This window comes from Pseudoalteromonas haloplanktis ATCC 14393, from assembly GCF_000238355.1.
GTDB classification, from domain to species: Bacteria; Pseudomonadota; Gammaproteobacteria; order Enterobacterales; family Alteromonadaceae; genus Pseudoalteromonas; species Pseudoalteromonas haloplanktis.
In genome coordinates this window covers 112,312-125,197 of record NZ_AHCA01000004.1, presented here as the reverse complement: position 1 = coordinate 125,197, position 12,886 = coordinate 112,312, and the positions used below count along the sequence as shown (strand labels likewise).

At 41.0% G+C, this 12,886-nt stretch carries 9 protein-coding genes; 7 read left to right on the top strand and 2 right to left on the bottom strand.

The features are described 5' to 3' along the window. Position 1: 1 nt before the first annotated feature. From PHAL_RS0109540 to PHAL_RS0109515, 6 genes are all read left to right on the top strand, one after another. Positions 2-1,930 (top strand): GGDEF domain-containing protein, encoded by a 1,929-nt coding sequence (locus tag PHAL_RS0109540; RefSeq protein ID WP_016708174.1) that lies wholly within the window; start codon positions 2-4, stop codon positions 1,928-1,930. After that, the gene (locus tag PHAL_RS0109535) at positions 1,923-3,017 is read left to right on the top strand and encodes a PQQ-dependent sugar dehydrogenase (RefSeq protein ID WP_016708173.1); all 1,095 of its coding nucleotides are present in this window, start codon (positions 1,923-1,925) and stop codon (positions 3,015-3,017) included. The genes PHAL_RS0109540 and PHAL_RS0109535 overlap by 8 nt, the downstream gene beginning before the upstream one ends. A 10-nt stretch (positions 3,018-3,027) precedes the next feature. Continuing rightward, complete coding sequence (gene parC, locus PHAL_RS0109530; RefSeq protein ID WP_016708172.1) at positions 3,028-5,316, top strand: DNA topoisomerase IV subunit A; 2,289 nt, start codon at positions 3,028-3,030, stop codon at positions 5,314-5,316. Between the two features lie 159 nt (positions 5,317-5,475). Next, a complete protein-coding gene (locus PHAL_RS0109525) occupies positions 5,476-6,189 on the top strand; it encodes a 1-acylglycerol-3-phosphate O-acyltransferase (protein ID WP_016708171.1) in 714 nt (237 codons plus the stop codon). Beyond that, positions 6,189-6,524 (top strand): ribonuclease E inhibitor RraB, encoded by a 336-nt coding sequence (gene rraB, locus PHAL_RS0109520; RefSeq protein WP_016708170.1) that lies wholly within the window; start codon positions 6,189-6,191, stop codon positions 6,522-6,524. Before PHAL_RS0109525 ends, rraB begins: the two co-directional genes overlap by 1 nt. A 286-nt stretch (positions 6,525-6,810) precedes the next feature. Beyond that, positions 6,811-8,028, top strand: coding sequence for an HD-GYP domain-containing protein (locus PHAL_RS0109515; RefSeq protein WP_016708169.1), 1,218 nt, complete (start codon positions 6,811-6,813; stop codon positions 8,026-8,028). On the opposite strand, the gene PHAL_RS0109510 is transcribed toward PHAL_RS0109515, so the two are convergent. After that, positions 7,988-8,329, bottom strand: a complete 342-nt coding sequence (locus PHAL_RS0109510; protein ID WP_016708168.1) for a hypothetical protein — start codon at positions 8,327-8,329, stop codon at positions 7,988-7,990. The two genes, PHAL_RS0109515 and PHAL_RS0109510, sit on opposite strands and share 41 nt — an antisense overlap. A 290-nt stretch (positions 8,330-8,619) precedes the next feature. Here PHAL_RS0109510 and PHAL_RS0109505 point away from each other — a divergent pair, with 290 nt between their 5' ends. Then, positions 8,620-9,888 (top strand): outer membrane protein transport protein, encoded by a 1,269-nt coding sequence (locus PHAL_RS0109505; RefSeq protein ID WP_016708167.1) that lies wholly within the window; start codon positions 8,620-8,622, stop codon positions 9,886-9,888. Between the two features lie 127 nt (positions 9,889-10,015). Here the strand turns inward: PHAL_RS0109505 and PHAL_RS0109500 are convergent, their stop codons facing one another. Further along, positions 10,016-12,871: a valine--tRNA ligase gene (locus PHAL_RS0109500; protein WP_016708166.1), complete on the bottom strand. Its 2,856-nt coding sequence runs from the start codon at positions 12,869-12,871 to the stop codon at positions 10,016-10,018. Positions 12,872-12,886: the final 15 nt, after the last annotated feature.

Here is a 12,886-nt window from a genome sequence, read left to right as displayed (position 1 = left end):
TATGCAAGGTCAACAAGGAAGCTGTTTTAGCTATTTACACATACGTGTTTTATTACTCAGCATATTTGCGTACTTGTATTTATATTGCGCTGCGTCAAACGCAGCGCAGCAACCGGCTTTAGATGCGCAATGGTTGGCGACACAACGCGACCTTGCACATGAGAAAAGTGTTCAAGATCCAGGTCAAGCTACTGAGTTTTTAGAATTAGTATTAACCCAACAGCACACTCGCTTAACGCCCTTACAACGCAGTGAGTTACAACTTGATTTAGCTGAAAATTACTTATTATTGGGTGAGTTGACTAAAGCCATAGAGTTGGAAAAACAACTTGCTAATGAATTGGCAGTATTAAGTAATGAGTCGTTGATCAATTACTACTTAATAAAATCCACTATCTATAGTTACTCGGGTCAAGCTGATAAGTCGTTAGCGATTTTAAAGACCGCTGAGCAGCAAGTCGATCTACTTGGTAATGATAAGTTAAGAAGTAAAGTATACGGCGCGTTAGCAAGTTTTTATGTTTATAATCATGATGATATTAAAGCATTAGACTATTTTTATAAAAGCTATGAGATTATTAAGCGCAGCGGAGATTTACTTGATTTAGCCTACATAGAATCGACCATGGCAAAATCGTATGAGTATTTATTTGATTACGATAAAGCACTGCAAATGCAGCACAAGGCGTTAGCTTATTTCCTAGAGAATGATTTAGTGTTTGATAGTTTAGTGTCGTACTTTCATTTAGCTAAAGTATATTTAAAGATGGAGCGTAGCCAAGAGGCAATTGATAGTAGCCAAACAATGCTCGCAATGGCCCACAAAGTAGCAAATGAAAACTTAGTGTACTACGGTTATATAATATTGGCCGAAGCGTATTTATTTGAACAAGATATAACGCGTGCTAGTCATTACCTTGCACTCAGTAACCAGTTTTTCGATAAGCTTGAAGATGTCGCTAACATTGCCAATCACTTATACATTCAAGCTGCTGTCGAGCTTGCACAAAATTTAACTGAGCAAGCCGCGCAAACGTTAGCAAAAGCGCAGTTGATGTCTGAACAAATACCAATAGAAAATAGTATAACGTCGTTATTAAAGCTGGCACGGTTACAAACAAAGCTGGCCGTACAACAAAATGATTATCAACTGGCTTATAAGTATCAACAAGATTTCATAGCGTTAAATGATCAGCATTATAATAAAGTACGTGAGTTGTCGCGCTCACGTCATAAAGTCCAATTTGATACCAAACAAGTTGAACTTGAAAAGCAATTGCTTAAAAAAGATAAAGAGCTTAATGAGTTTGCTTTACTAGAAATTAAACAACAGCAAGCACTACAAAATACCATTATGTTTAGTGTGTTATTGTTGTTTTTACTCTTGTTACTGTTTTCGTGGCGACAATACCGATTAAAACGTAAGTTCAGTTTATTGGCAAATACTGACTTTTTAACCGGTGTGGCAAATCGACGCAAAATCATGGATCTTGCTGAGTTACAGTGGCTACAGCTGAAAAAAGATAATCATAATTTTTGTTTGATCATTTTTGACTTAGATCACTTTAAGACTATCAATGATGAGTTTGGTCATCCAGCTGGGGATCATGTATTAAAAGCGATTACTGAGATTTCGCAACGCGCTATTCGCGACAATGATGTTTTAGGACGTATTGGTGGAGAGGAGTTCTTAGTGGTGTTAAGTAATACATCGCGTGTGGAAGCGGTAGAAATCGCTTATCGAATTAAAAGTGATATAGAAAAAACACAGATTAATTATGGCGAACATGTGCTTAGAATGACTGCAAGTTTTGGTGTCGCGCAAAAAGGTGTGCATCTAAACTCATGTAAAGATTTATTAAAAAACGCAGATAAAGCGCTCTATACTGCAAAAGAGCGTGGTCGAAATAGGGTAGAAACCGATGAATAAATTACTAATATCTCTACTAGCAGTAGGGTTGCTAAGCACGCCCTTAGCAGCAAAAGAAATTATTCAAGAACTCAGTGTTCCGGATGGTTTTACAATAAATATATTTGCCAGTGATGTAGAAAACGCTCGGCAGCTTGCTGTGTCAAAAAAAGGCATAGTGTATGTTGGCTCGCGAAAAGCGGGCAATGTGTATGCATTGATTGATCACAATAGCGATGGAATTGCTGATAAACAAATCTTAGTAGCCAGCGGTTTAACCATGCCATCTGGCTTAGCAATTAAAGATGGTGATTTATATGTAGGTGAAGTACATCGGATTATTCGCTTTAAAAATATCGATACACAATTAAAAGCGCCAAGCTATGAAGTGGTATACGATGCGTTGCCAACTGAGCGCCATCATGGTTGGAAATTTTTACGTTTTTCACCTACTGGCGAATTGATCATCCCAGTTGGGGTACCTTGTAATATTTGCGGCGAAGATGAGCGGTTTGGACGAATCTTTTCGTTGGATGTCAGCACTAAACAAATGACCACGCTTGCGCAAGGTGTTCGTAATTCTGTCGGTTTTGATTTCCACCCAAGTACACAGGTTATGTGGTTTAGCGATAATGGTCGAGATATGATGGGGGATGATTTACCTCCAGATGAGTTAAACCGTTTAACGAGCGAAGGTGAGCACTTTGGTTTCCCATACGTGCACGCAGGTGCAATTTTAGATCCTGAGTTTGGCAAAGGCAAAAGTATTGCAGATTACAGTGCTCCAGCGTTAGCGTTAGGTGCACATGTTGCACCTTTAGGTATTCATTTTTATAACGGAAAGCAATTTCCGGCTAATTATAAACAGCAGCTATTTGTTGCTGAGCACGGGTCGTGGAACCGCAGTAAAAAATCCGGATATAAAGTGGCAGTTGCCACCATTGAGCAAGGACGTGTGATAAAATATACGCCGTTTATTACGGGCTTTATGAAAAACGAAGAAACATTGGGTCGTCCAGTTGCTTTTGCAGAACTTGCCGATGGCAGCTTATTGATCTCCGATGATTATGCCAATGTGATCTACCGTGTAAGCTATAAAAAAAATTAGGTAGGCTTTGATGAGTGATACAGATACTTTGCTAATGCAAGGAATTGAACAACAAACAATGGGGCGTTTTACCGAGGATGCCTATTTGAACTACTCCATGTATGTGATCATGGACAGGGCATTGCCGCATATTGGCGATGGCTTAAAACCCGTACAGCGCCGGATTATTTATGCGATGAGTGAGCTGGGTTTATCAGCGGCAGCGAAATATAAAAAATCTGCGCGCACAGTTGGTGACGTATTAGGTAAATATCACCCACATGGAGATAGCGCCTGTTATGAAGCGATGGTGTTAATGGCGCAACCATTTTCATATCGTTATCCACTTGTAGATGGACAAGGTAACTGGGGCGCGGCAGATGATCCTAAATCATTCGCTGCAATGCGTTATACCGAGGCACGTTTATCTAAGTTTTCCGAAGTACTGTTAAAAGAGCTTGGCCAAGGCACCGTTGATTGGACGCCTAATTTTGATGGCACTATGGATGAGCCTAAAGTCCTGCCTGCACGCTTACCGCATATTTTACTTAATGGTATTACGGGGATTGCCGTAGGTATGGCAACAGACATTCCGCCACATAACGTGCGTGAAGTGGCTAGCGCCTGTTGTGAATTGTTAGATAACCCAAAAGCTGAGTTGGACCAATTGCTTGAGCATGTGCAAGCACCTGATTATCCAACTGAAGCAGAAATTATTACGTCAAAAGCTGATATTCGTAAAATTTATCAAACTGGTCGTGGTTCGATAAAAATGCGGGCTATTTACACAGAAGAACACGGTGATATCGTGATCACTGCATTACCGCATCAGTGTTCTGGTGGCAAAGTGCTTGAGCAAATTGCAGCACAAATGAATGCGAAAAAGCTGCCTATGGTGGCTGATTTACGAGATGAGTCAGATCACGAAAACCCAACTCGCATAGTGATTATTCCTCGCTCTAATCGTATTAAAGTGGAGCCGTTAATGGCCCATTTATTTGCAACGACAGATTTGGAAAAAAATTACCGCGTTAATATTAATATGCTGGGTCTTGATGGCCGTCCGCAGGTAAAGGATTTACGAACAATTTTAACTGAGTGGCTGGTGTTCCGTCGTGAAACTGTGCGCCGCCGTTTGCAGTATCGCTTAGATAAAGTATTGGCTCGTTTGCATATTTTAGAAGGTTTACTCGCTGCCTTTTTAAATATTGATGAAGTTATTGAAATTATTCGCTCTGAAGATAAGCCCAAGCCGGTGTTAATGGAGCGCTTTGGTATTACTGATATTCAAGCAGAAGCAATTCTTGAATTGAAACTGCGTCATTTAGCAAAACTCGAAGAGTTTAAAATTCGTGGTGAGCAAGATGAGCTAGCGAAAGAGCGTGACAAATTACAGCTGATTTTAGGCTCAGAACGTCGTATGTCGACGTTGCTAAAAAAAGAAATTCAAGAAGCCGCAGAGATGTATGGCGATGAGCGCCGTTCACCAATTGTAGAGCGTCTAGAAGCAAAAGCACTAAGTGAAAAAGATTTGATCCCATCAGAATCTGTAACTGTGGTGCTATCGGAAAAAGGCTGGGCGCGAGTAGGTAAAGGCCATGATTTAGATGTAGAAGGGCTGAGTTATCGAGCTGGTGATGCATATAAAGCCTCAGCTAGGGGTAAGAGTAATCAACCCGCGGTGTTCTTAGATTCTGCTGGGCGCGCATTTGCCACCGATGCACATGGTTTACCGTCGGCACGAAGCCAAGGAGAACCAATGACAGGGCGGTTTAACCTCACTGTTGGTGCGAACTTTGAACATGTAGTAATGGCTGATGATAAACAAGTGCTGCTAATGGCATCGGATGCAGGCTATGGTTTTATCACTGATTTTGTTGATTTAGTAAGTAAAAACAAAAACGGTAAAGCTTTGGTAAGCGTCCCTAAGGGGGGGCAGTTATTGGCGCCAATTAGAGTCAATGATGTTGCCACTGATTACTGTATGGCTATCTCGAACGAAGGTAGAATGTTACTGTTCCCGTTACGTGACTTACCAAAGTTGGGTAAAGGTAAAGGTAACAAAATAATTTCGATTCCAAGCGCAAAAGTGCAAGCGCGAGAAGAGTTTGTAAAAGTGTTGGCGGTTGTGCCAGAAGGAACGAGTGTTACCTTGCACGCAGGTAAACGTAAATTGACCCTAAAACCAAGTGACTTAGAGCATTATCATGGTGAGCGTGGTCGTCGTGGTAATAAGCTACCGCGAGGTTTACAGCGAGTTGATGAAGCTGTGGTTGAATTAATTACTGTTGACGATAGTGAGTCCACCGAAACAGAGTAACAATTTGACTTAATTGTTATTAAACTAAATGGCCTGCGTTTGCAGGCCATTTGTTTTTAAAAAGAAAATTAATTTAAGCTTACAAGTGTGCGCTAAACTCTCGTTTAGCAACTAAAATAACGCTATAATGCCGGCGTTATTATTTTTGGAGAGTTTTCTTTGTTAGCTATTATTCGTATTTTGATCATGGCATTATTTATTTTACTAAGCTGTATATTTGGTTTAATACTTTGTTTAGTAAAGCCTTTTCATATAAATAATGTACATATTTTGGCTAGTTGGTTTGGCTCTATGGCTAAAATGCTTGGGGTAAAATTGGTTATTACACGTCACCCTGATGCACAAAACTGCGGTCCGGCAGTGTACGTTGCAAACCATCAAAATAACTACGATATTTTCACGTTACCAGCCGCAGTACCAAAAAACTGTGTAAGCTTAGGGAAAAAAAGCCTGAAATGGATCCCATTTTTTGGCCAGCTTTACTGGCTATCGGGAAACATTTTGATTGATCGTGGTAATCGCTCAAAAGCGGCTGGGACTATTTCTAAATCAGCAGATAAAATTAAACAAAAAGGCCTGTCTGTATGGATGTTTCCTGAGGGAACGCGTAGTTATGGTCGTGGTTTATTACCATTTAAAACAGGGGCATTTCATACTGCATTAAATGCCGATGTGCCAGTAGTGCCTGTATGTATGAGTACAACGGATAAAACCATTAAGCTAAATCGCTGGGACAATGGTACAATCTATATAGACATGCTAGCGCCACACCCCCTTGATAAAAAGGTTGGGGCACGTGAACACGCAACACGTATTCACTCTATAATGGCTGCTAGAATAACTGAATTAGATGCTCAAGTGAGAGAAAAGTAATGGAAAATTGGCGTGAAATAAGTGAAGACATTGTAACTTCGTTATTAGAAGATGGCTCAGATCCAGAGATCTTATATGAAGTTGAACACCACTTTGTCTGTGAAGACTTTGCAAAGCTTGAGCAAGCTGCATTAGCCGCGTTTAAGCTTGGTTATGATGTTGAAGAACCTGCCGAGCTAGAGCTTGAAGATGGTAGTAAAATTTGGGGATTTGACATCGTTGTAGAAGCAGAGCTTGATGTTGATGTTATTATGGAAGACGTTGATAAGCTTGCCCAACTGGCGGTAGATACCGATGTAGAATACGACGGCTGGGGCACGTATTTTCAAGAATAAGTAGCGAGTGGCGAGGGCAACGTTAGAGAGAGTAAAGTTAGCGAGAGTAAAGCTCGCGAGGGTAAACAGCTTGACCCTTGTGTTTGGTTTCTAATCTCGCCAACTCGCGCTCCCATAAGTAAATGCCAACTCGCAATATCCACAAATAAATGCAAATCCACACTACCGACAAGTAAATATAAGTTTACCTCATACTTAATTATTGTTCCTGCTTTTAGTTATAGACATTTATACTGGATAGTTGATAATAAAAAGCCATTATTGAAAAAGTAACTTATTGCTATTTATGCTCATTACCCTCCCTATTTCTGAACTCGTACCAGGTATGTTTGTTGACAGTGTCAGCAAGCAATTTGAGGGCGCTGATAGTATCAAGATTAAAACTCGAGGTTTAGTTCGTGATAAGTCAATTATAAAGCGACTAATATCTGAGGGGGTGCAAGAGTTATTAATCGACTTTACTCAAAGTGACGTAGGGATCCCCGCTAAGTACCAACAAAAAACTCAGACGACTAATGAGCCTGTAGCAAAAGCTAAAAAAGTAAAAGCCAAAAAGGTTATCTCTGTCGAACAAGAGTTTGCTAAAGCCAGTGTTAGTTATGAGCAACATAATCGTAATTTGCAAAGCTTATATGGCGATGTAACTTCAGGTTTAAAGATGAATATGACGTTGCTTGATGATATTGCCAAAGATATTGTGGCATCGGTATTTCGCAATCACAATGCAATGACCATTTTAACGCGTCTTAAAGATAAACATATGTACAATTGGCGACACATGACCAATTGCGCTATTTTTGTCACTGTATTTGCTAAGTACTTAGGTTACAAAGAAAGTATTGTTCATGAGCTTGCTATGGGGGCATTGTTGCATGACTTAGGGCAAGCTAAATTACCTCAAGGGATTTTCTCTAAGCCTGAAAAAGTGAACAAGTTAGAGATGCAAGCGATTAAAAAGCATGTTGCACAAAGTCTTGGCTTAGTAAAAGGAGAGAAAGGCATTACACCTTTGATGCTTGATATGATTGTTAATCATCATGAGCGTCTTGATGGGAGTGGTTACCCTCGAGGTTTGCAAGGTGATAAACTTAGTCGGCCAGCACGAATAATGGCGATTGTAGATGTGTACGATGCGATGACCGCAGATAGGCCGCATCAAATAGGCGATGAGCCAATTAACGCACTGCGTTATTTATTGGCAAATAAACAAATGTTTGATGGGGAGTTAGTACAACGGTTTATTAAGTGTTTAGGCGTGCATCCGGTAGGGACTATTGTTAAGTTAACTAATGAACGCTTGGCTTTAGTCACTGAAGGGAATCACCAGAATCCAATTCAGCCTAAAGTGAAAATTTTCTATAACGCTAAACACAGCCATCATATTACTGCAAAAGATGTTGATTTAACTTCACCTGAACATGATTTAAAAATCCTCGCGAGTATTAAGCCGTTAGACTACCAGCTTAATTTGGCTCGTTTGTTAAAAGAGCATCTGCTGGTTTAAGCGATTTTTTAATTTTTGATTGATCACAGCGCTTTTTAGCTGACTGCTTTGCTGATAAAAGAGCACCGCTGAAGCAACTGACCATTAATAATAGCCATAATAAAGTTCCCTTTTCAGTATGCAGGGCTCCACAGCAAAACAATAATGCTATCAAGGCGAAAATAATCGCGCCTAACCAATAATGATTAACAGGATTGTCGCATTGCCCAGCTCTTGTGCAGGCACAAAAGTTCGCTTTGCAAAAGCAATACACACTCGCCCCAGAAAAAGCTAATGCAGCAATAATTAATGCTATTTCCACAGCTTTACTCCTTTTACTGACTCTTGTTGAACAGTCTAATTAGCGATTAGAATCAAGTCAACCTAAATGATAATTAATAGCAATTGCAGTTAAAGCTGCATCTTGTCCGATGTGTTTTAAAAGGGTGTTATCCTGCTGTTAAAAACTTGTTTAAAAGGTGTTTTTTAACGAATTGTTACAGTTTTTTATTAAAAAATAAGGTAATGTGCTAAGGTTTTGAAGTAACTTACTCCTAATAATTAGATACATCACATGGGAACCCAAGCGCATAGTTTGGTTAAGGTAACATAATGAAATTTACAAAAACTTTAATCGCAGCATCTCTTGCTGTTATGTCTGCAGATACGTTTGCAGCAGCTTTTCAACTAGCTGAGCATAGTGCTTCAGGACTTGGCCGTGCTTATGCCGGTGAAGCTGCCGTAGCCGATGATGCTTCAGTCGTAGCTCGTAACCCAGCATTAATGTCTGTATTTAAAGAGCAGCAATTAAGCGTTGCAGGCGTTGCAGTTGTTCCTGATGTTAGCCTACGTGGTACTTCTGCGAGCAATGCATCAGTTAACCCAAATGAATTAAATGATAGTAGCATTGCACCGGCTGCGTTTGTTCCAGCCGGTTACTTTGTAATGCCTATTGATGATAAATTTGCCGTTGGTTTTGGTGCGTTTTCGAACTTTGGCTTAGCGACCGAGTTTGATGCCGATTACCCGGCAGGTCAACTTGCTGGTGAAACTGAGATCGTTACTGTAAATATGAATGTGAGTGGCTCATATAAAATTAACGAGCAATTTAGCGTAGGTCTTGGTTTAAACTATATTTACGCAGACGCGAAAATTGTACGTAACTTTGGTGCTAATCCATTTGGTGTGCCAGCACAAACTGAAGGCGCTCACTTAGAAGGTGATGATACTGGCTTTGGTTGGAATGTAGGTGCTACGTACCAACTAGATGAGAACAGCCGCTTCGGTTTTAATTATCGCAGTGAAACAGACATTACATTTGACGGTGAATATTCTAACCAATTACCAGCATCAGCACCTTTTAATGGTTTAGCTGGTGCAAGTGTACCGGGTAGCGTTGAAATTACTTTACCAGCAATTGCTGAGTTTTCTGGTTCACATCAGTTAGATGAGAAAACAGGTTTACACTACAGTGTAATGTGGACCGGTTGGGATAGCTTTGAAAGGCTGGAAGCTTACGTACCAGGCTTAGAAGAGCCGGTATTTGACAAAGAAGAGAACTTCTCTAACGCAATGCGTTATTCAATCGGTGGTGATTATCAGTATAACGATGCTGTGCTACTACGTGCAGGTCTTGCGTATGATGAATCACCAGCTGATAAAAACCATATGTCGATTTCTATTCCTGACACAGACCGTTTTTGGTACTCGTTTGGTGTTAATTACACGATGAGTGAGCAAGCAAACTTAGATATTGGTATGAGTATTTTACGTGGTAAAACACAAAAGTTTACTGAATCAGATAAATTAGGGCAGCAGTGGGGCTTTGAATCAAAAGGCCATGCGTACTTATTTGGTGCACAGTATAACTACACGTTTTAATATTTGACTAGAACCTAGAACCTAGAACCTAGAACCTAGAACCTAGAACCTAGAACCTAGAACCTAGAACACAAAAAAGCCGCGATACAATAAAGTAACGCGGCTTTTTAAATGCTTTGTATAAATATTACAGACTTTCGATCTTCGCTTTTTGCTCAAGTAGTTTTGCTTTAGCATCTGAAAACTCTGCAAGCTTCTCATTTTCTTTAGCAAGTACCGCTTCAGGTGCATTGTTTACAAACTTCTCGTTTGCTAGCTTGTTTTGCACTTGGGCTAGGCCTTTCTCAGCTTTTTCAAGTTGCTTAGCAATACGCGCAAGCTCTGCGTCTACATCTATTAGACCAGCCATTGGGATCATGATCTCAAGGTTACCCACATAAGATGTTGCGCATGCTGGCGCGTCATCTTTGTTATCAAGGAGGGTAAATTCTTCAATTTTAGCAAGAGAAGCTAAGAATGATTTATTTTCCTCAATACGACGTACATCATCACTCGATGCATTTGCTAGTAACACTGATAATGGCTTGCTTGGGCTGATATCCATTTCACCACGAATGTTACGAATAGCGAGAATGAATTGTTTCACCCACTCTAAATCGTCCATCGCTTTAGCATCAACGTTCGCTTCATTGTATAGCGGGAATGCCTGTACCATGATGCTAGTATTGGCTGTTTCAAGGCCTGCTAATGGCGCAACACGTTGCCAAATTGTTTCTGTGATGTATGGCATCATTGGGTGCATTAGGCGTAGCAAGCTCTCAAGTACAGTAATAAGCGTATGACGTGTACCACGTTGCTGTGCTTCATTACCTTTGAATAATACGGGCTTAGTCAGCTCTAAGTACCAATCACAGAATTGGTTCCAAGTGAACTCATAAAGCGTATTGGCTGCAAGGTCAAAACGGTAGTTATCTAAGTGCTCAGTGTAGGTTTTTACCGTCGCTTCAAATTGCCCTAAGATCCAACGATCAGCAAGTGAATATTCTTTTGCAGCATCGCTTGTAAAACCACAATCTTGCTCTTCGGTATTCATGAGTACGTAACGGCTAGCGTTCCATAACTTATTACAGAAGTTACGATAACCTTCAAGGCGGTTCATATCCCAATTGATATCACGACCGGTTGACGCCATTGCTGCAAGAGTAAAGCGCAGTGCATCAGTACCATGGGCTTCAATGCCATTTTCAAACGTTTTACGGGTGTTCTTTTCAATCTTTTTCGCAAGCTGCGGCTGCATCATATTGCCAGTACGCTTGGTCACTAAACTCTCAAGGTCGATACCGTCAATCATATCAATTGGATCAAGTACGTTACCTTTTGATTTTGACATTTTATCGCCATTTTCATCGCGAATTAGACCCGTTACATATACCGTTTTGAATGGCACTTGTGGCTTGCCGTTGTCATCTTTGATGAAGTGCATGGTCATCATGATCATACGCGCCACCCAGAAGAAAATGATATCAAAACCGGTTACCAACACGTCAGACGGGTGAAAGGTTTTTAAGTCATCGGTATTTTCAGGCCAACCTTGCGTTGAGAAAGTCCACAGTGCAGACGAGAACCAAGTGTCTAGCACATCTTCGTCTTGGCTCAGAGCTACATCATCAGCAATATTGTTTTCGCGACGCACTTCAGCTTCATCACGACCGACAAATACATTACCTTCGCTGTCGTACCAAGCAGGGATGCGGTGACCCCACCAAAGTTGGCGTGAAATACACCAATCTTGTACGTCGTTCATCCATGAGAAGTACATGTTCTCGTATTGCTGCGGTACAAATTTAATGTCGCCATTTTTAACGGCATCTTTTGCAGGTTCAGCCAGTGGTGCAACGCGTACATACCATTGGTCGGTAAGGAGTGGTTCAATTACTACACCAGAGCGGTCGCCGTAAGGTACGGTTAGCGCGTGATCTTCGATTTTTTCAAGTAAACCAAGCTGTTCAAATTCAGCAACAATCGCTTTACGTGCATCAAAACGGTCAAGGCCATGTAAGCGTTCAGGAATTGGCGCGTCAAATTCAAGCTCTTTGCCGTCAAAGGTGTAGGTTTCACCTTGGCTTAAAATAGCCGCATCTTTATCGAAGATGTTGATCATCGGCAGTTGATGACGTTTACCTACTTCGTTGTCGTTAAAGTCATGAGCTGGAGTGATTTTTACACAGCCTGTGCCTTTATCTTTATCGGCATGTTCGTCAGCAACAATCTTAATACGACGATTAACAATCGGCAGTAAAATATCTTTGCCGATCAAATCTTGATAGCGCTCGTCATCTGGGTTTACTGCAACACCTGAGTCGCCTAACATGGTCTCTGGGCGGGTGGTTGCAACCACAATGTAATCTTTACCATCTTGCGTTTTAACGCCATCAGCTAATGGGTAACGTAAGTTCCACATAAAGCCTTTTTTGTCTTTGTTTTCAACTTCAAGGTCTGAAATTGCTGTGTGCAGTTTTGGATCCCAGTTTACTAGGCGTTTACCACGGTAGATTAAGTCTTCTTTGTGCAGGCGAACAAACACTTCTTTAACCGCTTCTGATAAGCCGTCATCCATAGTGAAACGTTCACGATCCCAATCAACCGATGCACCAAGGCGGCGAAGTTGTTTGGTGATTGTGCCGCCAGATTGGTTTTTCCATTCCCAGATTTTATCAATGAAGGCTTCACGGCCTAAGTCGTGGCGTGTTTTGCCTTCTTCGGCAGCAAGTTTACGCTCAACTAACATTTGTGTTGCAATACCTGCGTGGTCAGTACCTACTTGCCATAAAGTGTTGTTACCTTGCATACGCTTAAAGCGCGTTAAGGTATCCATAATGGTGTCTTGAAAGGCGTGGCCCATGTGTAAGCTACCTGTGACATTTGGCGGTGGGATCATAATTGAATATGCGTCGCCTTTGCCTGATGGTTTAAAGTAGCCTTTTTCTTCCCAGTCTTGGTATAGCGACTGTTCAATATCTTGCGGATTGTAGGTTTTATCCATTACACAGAACCTTAA